Origin of the sequence: Mycolicibacterium sphagni (assembly GCF_002250655.1) — a bacterium.
Taxonomy (GTDB): domain Bacteria; phylum Actinomycetota; class Actinomycetes; order Mycobacteriales; family Mycobacteriaceae; genus Mycobacterium; species Mycobacterium sphagni.
In genome coordinates, this window is record NZ_NOZR01000015.1 from 39,041 (window position 1) to 56,776 (window position 17,736).

The following is a 17,736-nucleotide window of genomic DNA, read 5'->3' on the forward strand; positions in this document are numbered from 1 at the left end:
AAGCCTATATCCGGGCGGATTGGGTGGCGAAGTAGTAACCCTGGTCGAGATCCTCGAGCAGCCCGATGTGGTTGGGTTGCCAGCCGAAGCGCTGGCGCGTGATCGCACTGCTGGCCGGAATGTCGAGGGCGAAAAACGCTCCGATCCAACCGAAATGCTCGAACGCGGTCTCCGGTGCGATGCTGCCGACCGGTATACCGAGATTGCGGCCGATGGTTTCGGCGATGTCGCGGGTGGCAACGCCTTCCTCGCCGATCGCGTGCAGAACCGTTCCCGTCTCCGCGGATTCGACGGCCAGCCGGAACAACACCGCGGCGTCGTCGCGGTGCACCGCCGACCAGCGGTTGGCACCGTCGCCTGGGTAGGCCGCCACGCCCTTGGTACGGGCGACCTCGATCAGCACGGGGACGAAGCCGTAGTCCCCGGTGCCGTGCGTGGTCGGGGCCAGTCGGACGATCGATACCCGGACGTCGCGGTCGGCGAAAGCCAGTGCGGCTTGCTCGGAACCGCGGGGCGAGTGTGGGTTGGCGGGCTGGTCCTCGGTGAGGACCTGGCCCGGCGCGTGCCCGGCGGTCCCGCTGGTGACCACCAGCGGCCGGCCAGAACCGGCGAGCGTCTCGCCGAGGGCGGCGATGGCCTGCCGGTCGAGTTCGCCCGCTTCGACGAAGTTTTCGAAGTCGTGATGGAAGGCCAGGTGGATGACCCCGTCGGACTGTGCGGCGCCGCTGCGCAGACTGTCCAGGTCGGCCAGATCGCCGCGATGTACGTCGGCCCCTGCTTCGGTGAGTTTCTGGGCCGAAGCATCGGATCGGGCCAGGCCCACCACCTGATGGCCGGCGGCCACCAGCTCGGGCACCACCGCCGAGCCGACCCAGCCGGACGCTCCCGTGACGAATAGTTTCATGGCGCTACCTCCATGTCAGTCGCTGTCATCAGACACTAGCGTTGATGTCAGCATCTGTCATCGCGATAAAATTCCCCCATGAGTCGCTGGGAGCCCGATGCCCAGGGCCGTCTGCAACAGGCGGCCCTGGAGCTCTACACCGAGCGAGGGTTCGACCAGACGACGGTCGCCGAGATCGCCGAACGGGCGGGGCTGACCGAGCGCACCTTCTTCCGGTACTTCGCCGACAAGCGCGAGGTACTGTTCGGCGGCCAGGCACCTCTGCTGGAGCTGTTGACGAAAAGCGTTGCTGAGGCGCCTGATTCGGCTAGCCCGTTGGACGCCGTCGGCGTTGCGCTGGAGGGGGCCGCGGCGTTTTTGGACGGCCGCCGCGACGGCTCACGGCTGCGGCAGGCGGTGATCGACGCCAACCCGGCGCTGCAGGAGCGCGATTTGGCCAAGCGCGCCGCGATGGCGGGGGCCATCGCTGAAGGCTTGGTGCACCGCGGCGTCAGCGAGACAACAGCCCGGCTGACCGCGGAAGCGGGTGCCGCAGTCTTCGGGCTCGCCTTCGAGCAGTGGCTGGCCGCCGACCGCCACGGCCTGGCTTATTTCGTGCGCCGCGCGCTGGCGGAGCTCAAGACGCTGAGCTGACGCGCGCCGAGATCGACGTTGTGTCGCGGTCTACCCGCGATTGTTCGGCCGTTTGTCGGTCTGGGCGGAAATCTCGCGCGCGGAGAGGACCGCGTGGCAGTCCCGGATGCGGGCGATCCACCAGTCGCGACGCTCGGCCGGGGCGGCGAGCGCAGCGAGGCGCGCCGGATCGGGCGTCACGTCGCCGACGGGCAGGCCGCCCGCGACGGGCGTGATGTCCGCAACGTCCTCGACGAACAGCCCGCCGGTGCCCAGCCCGCACGCATGTTCCAGCGACGGCAGCGCCGCGGCGGCGGCCAGTCCTCCCGCGATGCCGACTGCGGAGTCCAGCGCGCTGGAGATCACCACCGGAATGTCGATTTCGGCGGCGATGTCCAGCAGCGCGGCGATGCCGCCCAGCGGGGCCACTTTGAGCACCGCGATGTCGGCGGCTCGCGCGCGCACCACCGCCAGCGGGTCGGCGGCCTTGCGAATGCTCTCGTCGGCGGCCACGGCGACCGCCACCCGGCTGCGCACCTCGGCCAGTTCGGCCACCGTCGCGCAGGGCTGCTCGAGGTATTCGAGTGGGCCATCGGCACTCAGCGCAGCCGCGGCGGCCACGGCCTGCTCGACCGTCCAGCCGCCGTTGGCGTCCACCCGCACCGTCGGAATCAGCGCGCGCACGGCGTTGACCCGGGCGACGTCGTCGGCGAGTGTCTGTCCGGGCTCGGCCACTTTCACCTTGGCGGTGCGCGCTCCGGGGAATCGCGCCAGCACTTCCGGCACCTGGGCGGCGGGCACCGCCGGCACCGTGGCGTTGATGGGCACGACGTCACGAAGAACCGGAGGTCTCGTGCCGTAGGCGGATTCGATGCCCGACGCCAACCAGTGCGCGGCCTCGGGCGGCTCGTATTCGAGGAATGGCCCGAACTCACCCCAGCCCGTCGGCCCGTCGATCAGCGCCACCTCGCGAACCATGATGCCGCGGAAGCGAACCCGCATCGGCAGCGCGACGACGTGCAGTCGCTCCAGCAGACCTTCCAGCGACACCGCCATCAGATCGCGCGGCCGCTCTTCTCCCAGTACGGGGCGCGCAGGTCGCGCTTGAGGAGCTTGCCGGTGGGGTTACGCGGCAGCGCCTCGGAGATCTCCACACTGCGCGGGCACTTGTAGTGCGCCAGCCGCTCCCGGCACCACGCCACCAGCTCAGCCTCGGAAGTCTCTCCCCCGGCAGACAATTCGACGACGGCCTTGACGGACTCGCCCCATTTGTCGTCGGGGATGCCGAACACAGCGGCGTCGAGCACCGCGGGGTGATCGGTCAGCACCCGTTCGACCTCGACGGAGTAGATGTTCTCCCCGCCGGAGATGATCATGTCCTTGAGACGATCCTCGACGAACAAGAAACCTTCGTCGTCGAGGCGGCCGATGTCACCGGTGCGGAACCAGCCGTCCTCCGTGATCGCCGCGGCGGTGGCTTCGGGCCTGTTGTGATAGCCCTTCATCAACTGCGGTGAGCGGAACCACAACTCACCGGGCTGGCCGTTCGGCACGTCGGCGAGCGTCTCGGGGTCGACCACCCGCACCTCCGCCTCGCGGGCCGGCTTGCCGGCACTGAGCATGCGCTCTGGGCGGGATTCGTCGCGATGCGCCTCGGGCGGGAGCTGGGTGATCGCGCCACAAACCTCGGTCAAGCCGTACACCTGGATGAAGTCGGTGTCCGGCCACGCCTTGAGCGCCGACTTCAACAGTGCCGGCGGCATCGGCGATGCACCGTAGACGAATGTCCGCAGCCCGCTGAAGAGCTTCACCGCGTCCTCACCGGATTCCAGCACCTTGCCGAGCACGGCCGGCACCAGGAAGGTGCGGTTGGCGCCCTGCAGCAGCGCGCCGGCCAGCGACGCGCCGTCGGCCTCGCGGGTCATGATCGTCGGGATGCCGGCGTGAATGCCGTATTGCACGTAGGCCGACCCGCCGACGTGGAAAAGCGGCATGGCCACCATGTTCTTGTCATCCGGTCCGAACTCGAAGGTGGCCGCGTTGATGGTGTGCGCCAAGACATTTCGCTGGGACAGCACGACACCCTTTGGCCGCCCGGTGGTGCCGGAGGAGTACATGATCAGGCAGGTGTCGCCGGGGTCGACCTCGGCGCGGCGGCCGAGAGGAGCGGCGCTGGCCAGCAGCGCCTCGTACCCGTCACCGTCGGCGCCGTCGGGCGTGACCTCGACGACATGCTCGACGTTGGTGAGCCGATCACGGATCTTGTCGACGACCCCGATCAGCTCGGTGCCGACGATCAGCATCTTGGCACCGGAGTCGTTGAGGACGTAGTCCATCTCGTCGCCGGCCAGCCGGAAGTTGATGACCGCCGTCGCCGCGCCGATCGACGCCGTGGCCAGCTGCAGCTCGACGCAGGCCGGATGGTTCTTGTCCAGGAACGCCACCACGTCGCCGCGCCCGATGCCCCGCTCGGTGAGTGCGCCGGCCAGGCGTCGGATCCGGTCGTCCCACTGCGCCCAGGTCCAGCTGCGGCCGAGATAGCTGACGGCCTCGCCGTCGGGCTTGTGCTGGGCCCAATAGCCTGGCCGGTCGTCGAGAAAACGCGGTTCCGGTGGATGCATACCGGCCAGGGTGCCACGTCAGGCCGAACCCGAGCCAGCCTTCGGTCGAAGCAGCACCCACGCGACGACGATGGCCACGGCCGGCACGACAGCCATGATCAGGCTCAGGTCGTGGATGGCGGTCAACCAGCTCTGCGCTGCCTCCGAGACCACCCAACGGGCCTTGTCCGGATCGAGCACCTGGGCACCCGCCGCCGGCCCGGGTACGCCACCGTGCGCGACGCGCAGCGCGTCGCGGGCCTGGTCCTCACTGATCCCCGACCCTTCGAGTTTGTGACGGCCGTCGCGCAGGAACAACGTCGTGCCCACCAATGCGAACAGCGCGGGGCCCAGTGAGTAACTGGCCTGTCCGACAGCGGGTTTCACGGCGGAGATGACTCCACCCAACTCGGGCGGCGCGCTGGACATCATGATGGTGGACTGCGGGGTTTGCACCACCGCGCCGCCGATCGCATTCAGCGCTACCGCGAACCCGAGGACCCAAATCGAGGTGTGGGCGTCGAGCACCACCAGCATCACCATCCCGGCCAACAGGATGGCCAGCCCGGTCACCAGTACCGCGCGTTCTCCGAAGCGGGTGACGGCCCGCCCGGCCGCGGTGGCCGCCACCGACGCCAGCAGCACCGCCGGAATGAGCAGGAGGCCCAGCAGTTCGGGCGACTCGCCACGAATGGTGACCAGGTAGTAGGCGAACAGGATGGTCGCACCACCCTGCAGGAAGTTGAACGTCGCACCAGCGGTCACCGCCGCGTTGAACCGCCCGGATCGAAAGATCCGCATATCCAGTGCCGGTGCGGCGGTCCGCAACTCCCACCAGATGAACGCCACCGCCAGCCCGACCCCGACCAGGATCTGCACCAGCGCGGTGACGTGGAAACCGCCCTGCAGCTGGGTGAGCCCGAGGATCACCAGGATCAGCGCGACCGCGATCAGCGCGATCCCGACGATGTCGAGCTTTCGCTGCCAGCGCAGTGTCTCCGGCACATACCGCAGGGTCAACGCGAGGGTGGCCGCGGCGAGCACCGGGGTGACCAGAAAGCAGGCGCGCCAACCGAAATGGGTCGCCAGCCAGCTGCCGACCGCGGGCTGGAAGACGCTGAGAGCGTGGCCAGCACCGAGATACATCGCGATCGCGGCAGCGCGGCGGCCCGCTGGGAACACCGCATTGATGATCGCCAACGACAGACCGAGGACGAACGCGAAGGCGATGCCGATCCCGGCCCGCGCGGCGGTGAGCACCGCGACGTTGGGGGCCACCGCGGCGAGCACACCGAACCCGATCGAGCCGTAGCTTCCGATCACGAACAGCCGCTTCATGCCGTACAGGTCTCCGAGCGCGCCGGCGCCGAGGACCGCGGCGGCCAGCGTCAGTGTGGCCAGACAGGCCAGAAAACTGGCGGTGCTCGGGCTGAAGCCGAGGCCGTGCCGCACCGCGGCGAGATTGGTGGACAGGATCGTCGGGTCGGCGGCGGTGATGCTGTACCCGAGCCCCATCGCCAGCACGGTCATGGTTGCCGCGCGCCCGGTGACTTCCTGCTGCTGCGGCATTGGCCGATGCTAGCGGCGGCGGCATCGGGGGCGGGGAGAAAGCCGCGTAGAAAACGGCACCCCTTCCATCAAATCTGGAACACGTTCTAATGTGGACGGCATGAGTGACGAGCTGCTGCGCCATCCCATTCATTCCGGGCACCTCACGGTCGGCGCGCTGAAGCGCCACAAGACCAAGCCAGTGCTGCACCTGGGCGACACCACGCTGACCGGTGGCGAGCTCGCCGACCGCATCAGCCAGTACATTCAGGCGTTCGAGGCGCTCGGCGCGGGCTCCGGTGCGACGGCCGGACTGCTGTCGCTGAATCGGCCCGAGGTGCTGATGATCATCGGCGCCGGCCAGACCCAGGGCTACCGGCGCGTGGCACTACACCCTCTCGGCTCGCTGGACGATCACGCTTACGTCCTCAACGACGCCGGGGTGACGTCGCTGATCATCGACCCCAACCCGATGTTCATCGAGCGGGCGCAGGGCCTGCTGGAGAAGGTGCCCGCCCTCAAGCAGGTGCTGACGCTCGGCCCGGTTCCCGAGGCGCTGGGAGATTCGGCCGTCGACCTGATCGCCGAGGCCGCCAAGTACTCACCGAAGCCGTTGGTGGCAGCTGACCTTGCCCCCGATCACGTGGGCGGCATGGCCTACACCGGCGGCACCACCGGCAAGCCCAAGGGTGTGCTGGGCACCGCGCAGTCGATCACCACGATGACCACCGTCCAGCTCGCCGAGTGGGAGTGGCCGGACAATCCGCGGTTCCTGATGTGCACGCCGCTGTCGCATGCCGGTGCGGCGTTCTTCGTGCCGACCGTCGTCAAGGGCGGCGAGCTGGTGGTGCTGACAAAGTTCGACCCGGCCGAGGTGCTGCGGGTGATCGAGGAGCAGAAGATCACCGCGACGATGCTGGTGCCGTCGATGATCTACGCGTTGATGGATCACCCCGACTCGCACACCCGCGACCTGTCGTCGCTGGAGACGGTGTACTACGGGGCTTCCGCGATGAACCCGGTGCGACTGGCCGAGGCGATCCGGCGCTTCGGCCCGATCTTCGCGCAGTACTACGGACAGTCCGAGGCACCGATGGTGATCTCGTACCTGGGCAAGAAGGACCACGACGAGAAGCGGCTTACGTCCTGCGGACGGCCGACGCTGTTCGCCCGCACCGCACTGCTGGACGCCGACGGCAAGCAGGTGGCCCAGGGTGAGGTCGGCGAGATCTGTGTGTCTGGGCCGCTGCTGAGCGGCGGGTACTGGAACCTGCCGGAGGAGACGGCCAAGACCTTCAAGGACGGCTGGCTGCACACCGGCGACATGGCGCGCGAGGACGAGGACGGCTACTGGTTCATCGTCGACCGGGTCAAGGACATGATCGTCACCGGCGGCTTCAACGTTTTCCCGCGCGAGGTCGAGGACGTCGTCGCCGAGCACCCGGCGGTCGCACAGGTCTGCGTGATCGGCACGCCCGACGAGAAGTGGGGCGAGGCGGTCACCGCGGTGATCGTGCTGCGCCCCGACCACCCCGCCGACGAAGACTCGGTGGCGAAGCTGACCGCCGAGATCCAGTCGGCGGTCAAGGACCGCAAGGGTTCGGTCCAGTCCCCCAAGCAGGTGATCGTCGTCGACTCGGTGCCGGTGACCGCATTGGGCAAGCCGGACAAGAAGGCCGTGCGGGCGCAATTCTGGGAAGGGTCGTCACGAGCCATCGGCTAGTGCGGCGGCGCATACTTGGATGATGCTGTCCCGGGTCATCCCGCTCGAGTACCTCAAAGAGCGCGACCTGATGTTCTGGCTGCCGCCCGGCGGCCGGGACAACGAGGTGTGGGCGGACACCTGGGTGATCCTCGCCGACCTCGAACCCGCTGACGCCGAACCGGTTCTGGCCGCTCTGCGCGACGCGGACGTCGGCGCCTACATCGCCGGCCCGAGCGGGCGAAGAGGCGCGACCAACGCGGGCGTGCAGCTCTACGTGGACCGGGAGCAGCACAATCGGGCCACCGATGTGGTGATGCAGTTCCTGCGAGGCAAGTCCCATCCCGCGGCACCGGCGACGCGGAAGCGGGTGGCGCGACCCGTCCGCGCGGCGCGTGAACTGCCCGCTGCGGTGCGCATCCTGCTGATGGTGTCCAAGGTCGCGGCGGCCGCCGGGCTGATCGCCCTGGTCATGTTTTTGGCCTACCGCTATGGTCCGTCGCGATTTCCCGGCGTGCACGGACACCACCCGGCGCCGACCTCTGCTGCGCCGGGCATTACCGGCAGTCGCCCCTGAGACCAATGCGACGATGGGGCAATGCCCTTTCGCGCTGTGCTGTTCGATTTCTCCGGCACCCTGTTCCGCCTCGAGGAAGACGACAGCTGGTTCGCCGGGATGGAACTGATCGACGCCGACGGTCGCCGCGCGGTCGACGAACATGTGCAGGCCGAGCTGATGGAGCGCCTGACCCACCCCACCGGCGGTTCGGCGACGAGGACCGAGGAGGCCCATCGAGCCTGGGTCAACCGCGACCTCGCTCCGGCCCTGCACCGTGAGGCCTACCTTCATGCGCTGCGCGACGCCGGCCTACCCGACCACCACGCCGAAGTGCTGTACCAACAAGCAATCGACCCGGCATCCTGGGTTCCCTACCCCGACACCGTCGAGGTGCTGCGGTCGCTGGCGGCCAACGGTCTGAAAACGGCGATCGTCTCCAACATCGCCTTCGACATCCGCCCGGCGTTTTCCACCGCGGGTGCCGAGGCTGACGAGTTCGTGCTGTCCTTCGAAGTCGGTGTCGTCAAACCAGATCCGCGGATCTTCCAGATGGCGCTGCAGCGCCTCGGCGTCGCCGCCGGCGATGCAGTGATGGTCGGGGACAGCGAAGAGAACGATGGCGCGGCCCGCGCCGTCGGCTGCGATTTCATCCTGGTCGACCCGTTGCCCGTCGCCGAACGTCCGACCGGGCTGATCGACGCATTGCGCGACCGCGGTATCAGCTGCTGACGGCGTCCGCCAGCACAGCCAGGCCGTCGAGCAGCCGGTCGAGCTCGCTGCGTTGTCGCTCCATCTTGCGTATGCGGTAGCGGATGGACTTCACGCCGCAGGTGCTGCCCGAGCGGTGCCGGGCCGCCAACCGTTGAGCATCTTCGGCCAGCCGGGCGTCGAGCTCGGCCCGCCGCTCGGCGAGGATGCACCTGAAGTGCTGCGCCTGATCACTGTCAGCCGCTGACCTGCTCGTCAAATGTGACACATGATTCGATCGTGAACGATGTGGCGGGCGTTACAGACGAGTTGACCATCCAGCCAGGCCGGAAAAGGCGGGGCGTAAGTTTTGCACATGGCCACTGGCCGGCCGATAGGCGGCGGCCCGATTCGCCCACTAGGAGATGGAGTTCAAAAACCTTGAATGACAACCCATTTGACGCTTCCCAGTGGCGATCCATCGACGGCTTCGAGGACCTGACCGACATCACCTATCACCGCCACGTCTCCGACGGAACGGTGCGGGTCGCCTTCGACCGGCCCGAGGTACGCAACGCTTTTCGCCCGCACACCGTCGACGAGCTGTACCAGGCCCTCGACCATGCCCGGATGTCGCCCGATGTCGGGGTGGTGCTGCTGACCGGCAACGGCCCCTCCCCCAAGGACGGCGGCTGGGCGTTCTGCTCCGGGGGCGATCAACGCATTCGCGGCCGCAGCGGCTATCAGTACGCCGCCGGAGAAACGGCCGAGACCGTCGATCCGGCCCGCGCCGGGCGACTGCACATCCTCGAGGTGCAGCGGCTCATCCGGTTCATGCCCAAGGTCGTCATCTGCCTGGTCAACGGTTGGGCTGCCGGCGGCGGGCACAGCCTGCACGTGGTCTGCGACCTGACGCTGGCCAGCCGCGAGCACGCCCGGTTCAAGCAGACCGACGCCGACGTCGGCAGCTTCGACGGCGGATACGGCAGCGCCTATCTGGCGCGCCAGGTCGGCCAGAAGTTCGCCCGCGAGATCTTCTTCCTCGGCCGCGCCTACACCGCCGAGCAGATGCATCAGATGGGTGCGGTCAACGAGGTCGTCGACCACGCCGAGTTGGAGAACGTGGCGGTGCAGTGGGCCAAGGAGATCAACGGCAAGTCGCCTCAGGCCCAACGCATGCTGAAGTTCGCCTTCAACCTGCTCGACGACGGGCTCGTCGGCCAGCAACTTTTCGCCGGTGAAGCCACCAGGCTGGCGTACATGACCGACGAAGCGGTCGAGGGCCGCGACGCATTCTTGGAGAAGCGCGACCCCGATTGGACTCCGTTCCCCCGCTACTTCTAGGGGGCGGATCTCCAATTCCGTAGCGCTGCATCAACGACAGCGGCATCCCGAACGGCGCCGGCTTGGCCGTCCCGCTGGCGGTCTTCATGCGGGCATGGCGGGCGGACGGCTTCGAAACCGCGCCCAAGTCGCCGACATAGACTCGGCAACCGTGAATCCCCTGCGCCGCAGACTGACCGATGCCATCGCCCTGACCGGCATGCGGCCGCCGCTCAGCTTGCCGACCGGCATCAACATCGACCTGCGCGGTAAGCGGGTACTGATCACCGGGGCCTCCTCGGGGATCGGCGCCGCCGGCGCTGAATTGTTCGCCGCCCAGGGGTGTGAAGTCGTCGTAGTCGCGCGGCGCGAAGAACTGCTCGCCGAAGTCGTCGACCGCATCACCGCAGCGGGAGGCGAGGCGTCCGCGATCGCCTGCGACCTGTCCGATCTCGACGCCGTCGACGGCCTGGCTGACGAAGTCGGTGACGTCGACATCCTGGTGAACAACGCCGGCCGCTCGATCCGGCGGCCGCTGGCCGAATCGCTGGACCGCTGGCATGACGTCGAGCGCACCATGACGCTGAATTACTTCTCGCCGCTGCGGCTCATCCGCGGGCTGGCGCCGGCGATGATCGAACGCGGCGACGGCCACATCATCAACGTCGCGACCTGGGGCGTGTTCAGCGAAGCTTCCCCGCTGTTCGGGGTCTACAACGCCTCGAAGTGCGCACTCAGCGCGGTCAGCAGGGTCATCGAAACCGAATGGTCCAGCTACGGCGTGCATTCGACGACGCTGTACTACCCGCTGGTGGCCACGCCGATGATCGCACCGACGAAGGCCTACGACGGGCTGGCGGCGCTGACCCCCGAAGAGGCCGGGCAATGGATGATCGAGGCGGCCCGGCACCGCCCGGTGCGGATCGCGCCACGCATGTCCATCGCCGCCCGCGCGCTGGACGTCGTCGCCCCCGGGGCGATCAGCCGCGTGATGAAGCGTCAGCGGTTGCAGCCCAACTGAGGTAGACACAACGCCATGGAGATCCTCGCGAGCCGGATGCTGCTCCGGCCAGCGGATTACGAACGCTCGGTGTGCTTCTACCGCGATGCGCTCGGCCTGGCCATCGCCCGCGAATACAGCGGCGGCACGGTGTTCTACGCCGGCCAGTCGCTGATCGAGCTGGCCGGCCACGGCGCGGGCGCCCATGCCGGTGGCCCGTTCCCCGCATCATTGTGGCTGCAAGTTCGCGACCTCTACGCCACCCAAACGGACTTACAGAACCGCGGTGTCGACATCGCGCGCGAGGCCCGTCGCGAACCGTGGGGCCTGCACGAGATGCAGGTCAGCGACCCCGACGGGACCACGCTGATCTTCGTCCAGGTCCCCGGGGACCACCCACTGCGCCGGGACTCCCGCGACTGACCGGCTAGCGCACGCCCGCGTCCAACGGCCAGCCGACCAGAGCCAGCCGAGCCGCAACTTGATGAATCTCTTCTGGATTCGGCTCTTTTTCGATCACCTGGTGAATCGCTGCGTGGATCTCTTCTTCGGTGACCGGGGTGTCACCGTCGCCCGTCCGCAGGATGGACTGCACCGCCTTGATGACCTCTTGCTCGTCCAGCGAGCGCTTCAGCAGCGCCAGCAGAGCGAAGTAGTCCTTCGGCGGCACCCCCTCCGGATAGCCGGCGTGCAGCCAGCCCAGCACGTTGTCCACGAATTTCGCATTGCCTGTCATGCAGACCAACTCGCTTAGGGGAGGAAGGGAACGGGATTGAAGCCGAAGTGGTGGATGATCGTGTTTTTGGTGATGTAGAGGATCGCGATCACGATCACCAGGGCGACCGCCGCGAAGATCAACAGACCCAGGGCTTTAAGTGCCGGGTTGGGCGCGTCGATCGTGCCGTCGGCTTCCGCGCCGCCCGCACCTCGCGAGAAGGCGACGAGTCCGACCCCGAACACCGCAGGCAGGCCTGCGCCGAGGATCAGCCCGACCACGAGCACTTTGAGAATGGCTTCGACGTACGTCATCAGAAGGTCCTTCTGCTATCAGTGGATGAGGATCGGGGGATCAGACCGAAGCCGTCGGCTTGGCATCCTTGGACTTGCGCTCGTCGGCCGGGACCACCGAGTTCGTCGACTCGTCCCAATCGGCGTTGACGTTGCTGCTGTCGACCTTCTGCTGCTGCGCGCGCCAGTACATGTAACCGGACAGCGCCACCAGGATCAGGAAGATGACGCCGTCGCCGACCAGCTGAGAGTTGGTGGCGGACTTGAGCGCGTAGGAGATCCAGTACGAGATCGCGCCGACCAGTGCGGCGGCGGGCAGCGTGACCAGCCACGCGACCGCCATCCGGCCCGCGACCGCCCAGCGCACCTCGGCGCCGGGTTTGCCGACGCCGCTGCCGAGGATCGATCCGGTCGCGACCTGCGTGGTGGACAGCGCCATACCCGCGGCGCTGGAGCTCAGGATTACCGCGGCCGATGCGGCCTCGGCAGCCATGCCCTGGGGCGATTCGATCTCGACAAGACCCTTGCCCAGCGTGCGGATGACGCGCCAGCCGCCGATGTAGGTACCGAGGCCGATCGCCAGCGCGCAGCTGAAGATGATCCAGAACGGCAGGCCGTCCTTCTTCACATCGCCGGTCAGGTGGCCGGTGGTGATCAGGGCAAGGGCGATGACGCCCATGGTCTTCTGCGCGTCACCGGTGCCGTGTGCCAGTGCGACGAGCGACGCAGTGACGATCTGGCCCCAGCGGAAGCCCTCTTCGCGGCGCTTCTTCTCCACCTTGCGGGTCAGTCGGTAGACCAGCCAGGTGCCGGCCGCGGCGACGATGCCCGCGATGAACGGTGAAGCCAAAGCGGGGATCAGGACCTTGCTGACGACGCCCGGCCAGTTCACCCCGGCCATGCCGAGTGCGGCGATGCCCGAACCGATCAGACCGCCGAACAAAGCGTGCGACGAGCTGGACGGAATGCCGAACAGCCACGTCAGCAGGTTCCAGAGGATGCCGCCGACCAGGCCGGCGAAGATGATCGTCAGGCCCATCGATGCGTTGACGTTGGGGAGCAGATGTCCCGTCTTACCGTCCTGCACCTTGAGCACCGACGTCGTGACGGTGACAGCCACCTCGACGGAGAGGAAGGCGCCGACCAGGTTCAAGATGCCGGCCAGCAGCACCGCAGTCTTGGGCTTGAGGGCACCCGTGGCGATCGATGTCGCCATGGCATTGCCGGTGTCGTGGAATCCGTTGGTGAAGTCGAATGCCAACGCCGTGGCAATTAGCAACACCAGGATGATCATCTCCGCGCTCATGGGTGTGATTCTGCGGCGTAAGGGGACGCTTTGACCAGCGGTCAAAAGTCCCCGAACTGCACATTTGCGAACGTCTTGCAGGTGTTCATCGGCTGTTAACCTTCGAGCCGTCCATGGTTTGTCTGAACCGCTGGATCCCGGGTACCAGAAAGGGGCGCGGCGCGAATGCGCCGTCTAGGATTCTTGACGTCCACTGGGCGCCAGACGCCCCCGCCAGGGAGATGCCGCGGTGACCAATTTCCTATCCAAGATCGTGGCCTGGATCAAGGCCGGTTACCCCGAGGGGGTGCCCGATCCCGACCAGGTCCCGCTTTTCGCGCTGCTACGCAGACGGCTGAGCGACGACGAAGTCATCGCGGTCGCCAAGGCGCTGCTGGAACGCGGCGACTTCGACCACATCGATGTGGGGGTTTCGATCACCGAGATCACCGATGCGCTGCCGACCCCAGACGATATCGACCGGGTCCATAACAAGCTCGCCGCCTACGGATGGCCGCTCGACGATCCGCGTGACAGTGAGGATGCCGAATAACCACTCTGCGAGCACTTGCCATCCCGCCCGGTCCGTCGGCGCACTCACTGATGGCCGCCCTGGTTGGCGTCCTCGACGGACGCGACGCACCCCTGGTGCCGATCCCGGCCGGCGATCTGCGCGAAAGTGATCTGCTGACAACGTCTTTGCGGGTCGGCGAGGAGATCGGCGACGACGTCGCACTGGTGGTGCCGACATCGGGGACCACCGGCACCCCCAAGGGCGCGATGCTGACTCCGGCCGCGCTGATCGCCAGCGCGGCGGCCACCCATGACCGCCTCGGCGGCAACGGCACCTGGTTGCTGGCGTTGCCGAGCCACCACATCGCCGGAATTCAAGTGCTGGTGCGCAGCCTGCAGGCCGGCACGGTACCGGTCGAGATGGACATCTCGGCGGGCTTCGACGTCGCCGAATTGCCAACGGCCATCGCACAACTCGGCTCCGGCCGGCGCTATACGGCGCTGGTCGCCACCCAGCTGGCCAAGGCGCTGCTTGACCCGGAGGCCACCGCGGCCCTGGCCGAACTCGACGCGGTGCTGCTCGGTGGCGGCCCGGCACCGCGCCCCGTCCTGGAGGGCGCCGCTGCCGCCGGCATCCCGGTGGTGCGGACCTACGGCTCGAGCGAAACGGCCGGTGGATGCGTGTATGACGGTGTGCCGCTGGACGGCGTGACGATCCGGCTCGACGAGGGTGCCGATCCCGGCGAGGGTCGCATCGCCATCGGCGGGCCGACCGTGGCGATGGGGTATCGCAACCCGCCGGATCCGAACCCGTTCGACGAACCGGGCTGGTTTCGCACCGACGACCTCGGCCTGCTCGACGAGGCAGGCACGTTGACCGTGCTGGGCCGCGTCGACGAAGCGATCAGTACCGGTGGGCTGACTGTGATGCCCGCGCCCGTCGAAACGATGCTGTCGCGGCATCCGGCGGTGGCCGACTGCGCGGTGTTCGGCCTGGAGGACGACCGGCTCGGCGAGCGGGTGGTCGCTGCGGTCGTTGTCGCCGGCGGCGTGGCCGAACCGACACTCGAGGACATCCGGGAGTACTTGTCACACTCGCTGAACTCGACGGCCGCCCCACGGGAGCTGCACATAGTCGATGAGCTGCCACGACGCGGGATCGGCAAGCTGGACCGCCGTGCGCTGCGCGAGCGGTTCGCCAACGGCGGCGACCTACCCGGCGGCTACGGCTGGTGAACAATGGTTTGTATCGCCAGATAGAGGGGACAGCAAGATCATGGAAGAGCTGAAGTATCTCGACCTCCACGGCAACCGGGTCGCGTACCTGGACGAAGGCCACGGCGACGTGATCCTGCTGCTGCACGGCATGGCCGGCAGTTCGCAGACCTGGCGCTCGGTGTTGCGCCCGCTGTCGAGCAAGTTCCGGGTGATCGCCCCTGACCTGCCCGGCCACGGCCACTCGGACAAACCGCGCAGCGACTACTCGCTGGGCGCGTTCGCGGTGTTCCTGCGCGACCTGCTCGACGAACTCGGGGTCACGCATGCCACCGTCGTCGGGCAGTCGCTGGGCGGCGGCATCGCCATGCAGTTCGTCTACCAGCATCCCGACTACTGCCAGCGGCTGGTCCTGATGAGCAGCGGCGGACTGGGGCCGGACGTCGGATGGACACTGCGACTGCTCTCCGCTCCAGGAGCCGAGTTGATCATGCCGATCATCGCGCCGCCTCCGGTGGTGGCCGCCGGCGAGCGGGTGCGTTCGTGGTTCGGCAAGCTGGGCGTTTCGTCGCCGCGCGGCGCGGAGATCTGGAACGCCTACAGCTCCTTCGCCGATGCCCAGTCACGGCAGGCGTTCCTGCGCACACTGCGCTCGGTGGTCGACTATCGCGGCCAGGCCGTCAGCGCGTTGAATCGGTTGAACGTCGCCGATGTGCCGGTCATGGTCATCTGGGGCGATCAGGACGCCATCATTCCCGTCGAGCACGCGTATGCCGCCCACGAGGCACGGCCCGACGTCCGGCTCGAGGTGCTGCCCGGAGTGGGGCACTTCCCGCAGGTGGAACGGCCCACCGACGTGGTCGACCTGATCAACGACTTCATCGGCGGCACCAAGGCCGCTGAAATCGAACAGCCCGCCACCCAGGCGTGACTGAGCTCGCGGAACGCTTCGCGGCCGCCAAGGTCGCCCGGCTGGCGACCGTCACCCCCGACGGTCCCCCGCATCTGGTGCCGATCGTGTTCGCATTGGCCGAGACCACGATCTACACCGCGGTGGACGGCAAGCCGAAAGCCAGCCAGCGGCTACGGCGGCTGGCCAATATCGAGGCCAACCCGCGGGTGAGCATCCTGGTCGACCACTACGAGGACGACTGGACGCAGCTGTGGTGGGTGCGGGCCGACGGCATCGCCGCAATCCACCACAACGGCACGGCATGCGACCGCGGCTTCGAACTACTACGCACGAAATATCCTCAGTATGAATATGTTCCGCTGGCAGGTCCGGTGATCGTGGTGGACGTCGATCAGTGGTCGTCCTGGTCCGGCTGAATCGTCCGTACCCTGGGATCTTGTGAGCATCGGTCGCAAGGAGGCGATCGCGGTCACCGTCGGCGTGCTGCTGGTGGTCGCGGCGTTCGTCGTTCCGCACCTGCACCTGGGCATCGTCACGCCACTCATCAACAGCTCACCGGCCGCGATCAAGAGCTTCGCGGACACCGCGCCGATCTTCGGCTGGTGGAATGCCCATATCGGCTGGGGCACAGTCCCGGCCATCCTGATCGGCGCGGTAACCGTCGCGTGGGGTTCGTCGGTCGCGCAGCGGCTGGCCTGGCGCACGTTGACGCTGACAGTGTGGGCGACCTCCTTCTCGTGGGCGTTCGCGCTGGCGATGATCGACGGCTGGCAACGCGGGTTCGCGGGCCGGCTCACCGCCCGCCACGAGTACCTGAACCAAGTCCCGACCATCACCGATATCCCCGAAGCCGTCCATACGTTCTCCAGCCGGATCCTGGATTTCCAGCCGAACTCGTGGATCACCCACGTCTCAGGTCACCCGCCGGGCGCATTGCTGACGTTCGTCTGGCTGGACCGTATCGGGCTGGGCGGCGGCGCATGGGCCGGTCTGTGGTGCGTGCTGTTCGGGTCGTCGGCGGCGGCCGCAGTTTTGGTGGCGGTGCGTGCCCTCAACGATGAACAGACCGCAAGGCTGGTGGCACCATTCGTCGCTGTCGCGCCGACCGCGATCTGGATCGCGGTGTCGGCCGACGGGTACTTCGCCGGTGTAGCGGCATGGGGTATTGCGCTGTTGGCGTTGGCGGTTCGCCGGACGGGACGCTGGCCGATTCTCGCCGCTGTGACCTCCGGCCTCATCCTGGGCTGGGCAATATTCCTCAACTACGGGCTGGCCCTGATGGCGCTTCCCGCGCTGGCGGTGCTGATCTGCGCGGCGTCCTGGCGGGATGCGGTGCGCGCGCTGATCCCTGCCGTGTTCGGCGCGCTGGCGGTGGTGGGCGTGTTCGTCGTCGCCGGATTCTGGTGGTTCGACGGATACACCCTTGTCCAGCAGCGCTACTGGCAGGGCATCGCGCTGAACCGGCCATTCCAATATTGGAGTTGGGCCAACCTCGCATCCGTGGTGTGCGCGATCGGATTGGGAAGCGTGGCCGGAATCGGCCGGGTATTCGACATTTCGGCGATCAAACGGCGCTCCGGCCTGCACCTGCTGATCCTGGCGACGCTGGCGGCGATCCTGTTCGCCGATCTGTCGATGTTGTCCAAGGCAGAAACCGAACGGATCTGGCTACCGTTCGAGGTGTGGCTGACCGCCGCCGGCGCCTTGCTGCCCGTCCGGGCCCGGCGATGGTGGTTGAGTGCCAACGTCATCGGCGCCCTGGCTCTCAACCACTTCATTCTGACCAACTGGTAGCACCCGGTCGCCGACGAGGTACAGCAACGCGGCGCCCCAGACGACGCCGAGCGCGATCCAGAATCCGGCTTCG

Annotated in this window: 20 protein-coding genes; 12 read left to right on the forward strand and 8 right to left on the reverse strand. The window is 67.6% G+C overall.

Going from position 1 to position 17,736, the window contains the following annotated elements:
* Positions 1-4: 4 nt before the first annotated feature.
* Positions 5-904 carry an SDR family oxidoreductase gene (locus CG716_RS17610; protein WP_094481895.1) on the reverse strand — a complete coding sequence of 300 codons (900 nt, stop codon included), beginning with the start codon at positions 902-904 and terminating at the stop codon, positions 5-7.
* Positions 905-982: 78 nt separating this feature from the next.
* Here CG716_RS17610 and CG716_RS17615 point away from each other — a divergent pair, with 78 nt between their 5' ends.
* Positions 983-1,537, forward strand: a complete 555-nt coding sequence (locus CG716_RS17615; RefSeq protein ID WP_094481897.1) for a TetR family transcriptional regulator — start codon at positions 983-985, stop codon at positions 1,535-1,537.
* A gap of 30 nt (positions 1,538-1,567) precedes the next feature.
* Here the strand turns inward: CG716_RS17615 and CG716_RS17620 are convergent, their stop codons facing one another.
* The 3 genes from CG716_RS17620 to CG716_RS17630 are packed head-to-tail and all read right to left on the reverse strand — an operon-like array spanning position 1,568 to position 5,685.
* A complete protein-coding gene (locus tag CG716_RS17620) occupies positions 1,568-2,572 on the reverse strand; it encodes an o-succinylbenzoate synthase (protein ID WP_094481899.1) in 1,005 nt (334 codons plus the stop codon).
* Entirely contained in the window at positions 2,572-4,137 is a 1,566-nt protein-coding gene (locus CG716_RS17625) for a long-chain-fatty-acid--CoA ligase (RefSeq protein ID WP_094481901.1), read from the reverse strand. Before CG716_RS17625 ends, CG716_RS17620 begins: the two co-directional genes overlap by 1 nt.
* Before the next feature lie 18 nt (positions 4,138-4,155).
* On the reverse strand, positions 4,156-5,685 hold the full coding sequence (locus CG716_RS17630) for an MFS transporter (RefSeq protein ID WP_094481903.1): 1,530 nt from the start codon (positions 5,683-5,685) through the stop codon (positions 4,156-4,158).
* 100 nt (positions 5,686-5,785) lie between these two features.
* On the opposite strand from CG716_RS17630, the gene fadD8 reads away from it, so the two are divergent.
* Genes fadD8 through CG716_RS17645 form a run of 3 tightly spaced genes read left to right on the forward strand, consistent with a single transcriptional unit; the run spans position 5,786 to position 8,654 of the window.
* Positions 5,786-7,387, forward strand: a complete 1,602-nt coding sequence (fadD8, locus tag CG716_RS17635; RefSeq protein WP_094482097.1) for a fatty-acid--CoA ligase FadD8 — start codon at positions 5,786-5,788, stop codon at positions 7,385-7,387.
* Positions 7,388-7,409: 22 nt separating this feature from the next.
* Positions 7,410-7,943, forward strand: coding sequence for a hypothetical protein (locus CG716_RS30535; RefSeq protein ID WP_207760710.1), 534 nt, complete (start codon positions 7,410-7,412; stop codon positions 7,941-7,943).
* Positions 7,944-7,964: 21 nt separating this feature from the next.
* Entirely contained in the window at positions 7,965-8,654 is a 690-nt protein-coding gene (locus CG716_RS17645) for an HAD family hydrolase (RefSeq protein WP_094481905.1), read from the forward strand.
* Here the strand turns inward: CG716_RS17645 and CG716_RS17650 are convergent.
* The gene (locus CG716_RS17650) at positions 8,644-8,892 is read right to left on the reverse strand and encodes a hypothetical protein (RefSeq protein ID WP_133066967.1); all 249 of its coding nucleotides are present in this window, start codon (positions 8,890-8,892) and stop codon (positions 8,644-8,646) included. The two genes, CG716_RS17645 and CG716_RS17650, sit on opposite strands and share 11 nt — an antisense overlap.
* 161 nt (positions 8,893-9,053) lie before the next feature.
* Here CG716_RS17650 and CG716_RS17655 point away from each other — a divergent pair, with 161 nt between their 5' ends.
* From CG716_RS17655 to CG716_RS17665, 3 genes are all read left to right on the forward strand, one after another.
* On the forward strand, positions 9,054-9,956 hold the full coding sequence (locus CG716_RS17655) for a 1,4-dihydroxy-2-naphthoyl-CoA synthase (protein ID WP_094481909.1): 903 nt from the start codon (positions 9,054-9,056) through the stop codon (positions 9,954-9,956).
* 151 nt (positions 9,957-10,107) lie between these two features.
* Positions 10,108-10,956 (forward strand): SDR family oxidoreductase, encoded by an 849-nt coding sequence (locus CG716_RS17660; protein WP_420093202.1) that lies wholly within the window; start codon positions 10,108-10,110, stop codon positions 10,954-10,956.
* A 15-nt stretch (positions 10,957-10,971) separates the two neighbouring features.
* Positions 10,972-11,358: a VOC family protein gene (locus CG716_RS17665; protein WP_094481912.1), complete on the forward strand. Its 387-nt coding sequence runs from the start codon at positions 10,972-10,974 to the stop codon at positions 11,356-11,358.
* A 4-nt stretch (positions 11,359-11,362) separates the two neighbouring features.
* Here CG716_RS17665 and CG716_RS17670 read toward each other — a convergent pair whose 3' ends face one another.
* The 3 genes from CG716_RS17670 to CG716_RS17680 are packed head-to-tail and all read right to left on the reverse strand — an operon-like array spanning position 11,363 to position 13,249.
* Positions 11,363-11,671, reverse strand: a complete 309-nt coding sequence (locus CG716_RS17670; protein WP_094481914.1) for a DUF3349 domain-containing protein — start codon at positions 11,669-11,671, stop codon at positions 11,363-11,365.
* A gap of 14 nt (positions 11,672-11,685) precedes the next feature.
* Positions 11,686-11,964 (reverse strand): hypothetical protein, encoded by a 279-nt coding sequence (locus tag CG716_RS17675; RefSeq protein ID WP_094481916.1) that lies wholly within the window; start codon positions 11,962-11,964, stop codon positions 11,686-11,688.
* Positions 11,965-12,004: 40 nt separating this feature from the next.
* The gene (locus tag CG716_RS17680) at positions 12,005-13,249 is read right to left on the reverse strand and encodes an inorganic phosphate transporter (RefSeq protein ID WP_094481918.1); all 1,245 of its coding nucleotides are present in this window, start codon (positions 13,247-13,249) and stop codon (positions 12,005-12,007) included.
* A 229-nt stretch (positions 13,250-13,478) separates the two neighbouring features.
* Here CG716_RS17680 and CG716_RS17685 point away from each other — a divergent pair, with 229 nt between their 5' ends.
* The 5 genes from CG716_RS17685 to CG716_RS17705 are packed head-to-tail and all read left to right on the forward strand — an operon-like array spanning position 13,479 to position 17,663.
* Complete coding sequence (locus CG716_RS17685; RefSeq protein WP_094481920.1) at positions 13,479-13,781, forward strand: DUF3349 domain-containing protein; 303 nt, start codon at positions 13,479-13,481, stop codon at positions 13,779-13,781.
* Positions 13,782-13,831: 50 nt separating this feature from the next.
* Positions 13,832-14,977 carry an o-succinylbenzoate--CoA ligase gene (gene menE, locus CG716_RS17690; RefSeq protein ID WP_094481922.1) on the forward strand — a complete coding sequence of 382 codons (1,146 nt, stop codon included), beginning with the start codon at positions 13,832-13,834 and terminating at the stop codon, positions 14,975-14,977.
* Between the two features lie 40 nt (positions 14,978-15,017).
* Positions 15,018-15,887 (forward strand): alpha/beta fold hydrolase, encoded by an 870-nt coding sequence (locus CG716_RS17695; RefSeq protein WP_094481924.1) that lies wholly within the window; start codon positions 15,018-15,020, stop codon positions 15,885-15,887.
* On the forward strand, positions 15,884-16,285 hold the full coding sequence (locus CG716_RS17700; protein ID WP_094481926.1) for a TIGR03668 family PPOX class F420-dependent oxidoreductase: 402 nt from the start codon (positions 15,884-15,886) through the stop codon (positions 16,283-16,285). The genes CG716_RS17695 and CG716_RS17700 overlap by 4 nt, the downstream gene beginning before the upstream one ends.
* A gap of 22 nt (positions 16,286-16,307) precedes the next feature.
* Entirely contained in the window at positions 16,308-17,663 is a 1,356-nt protein-coding gene (locus CG716_RS17705) for a hypothetical protein (RefSeq protein WP_094481928.1), read from the forward strand.
* The last annotated feature ends 73 nt before the right edge of the window (positions 17,664-17,736 follow it).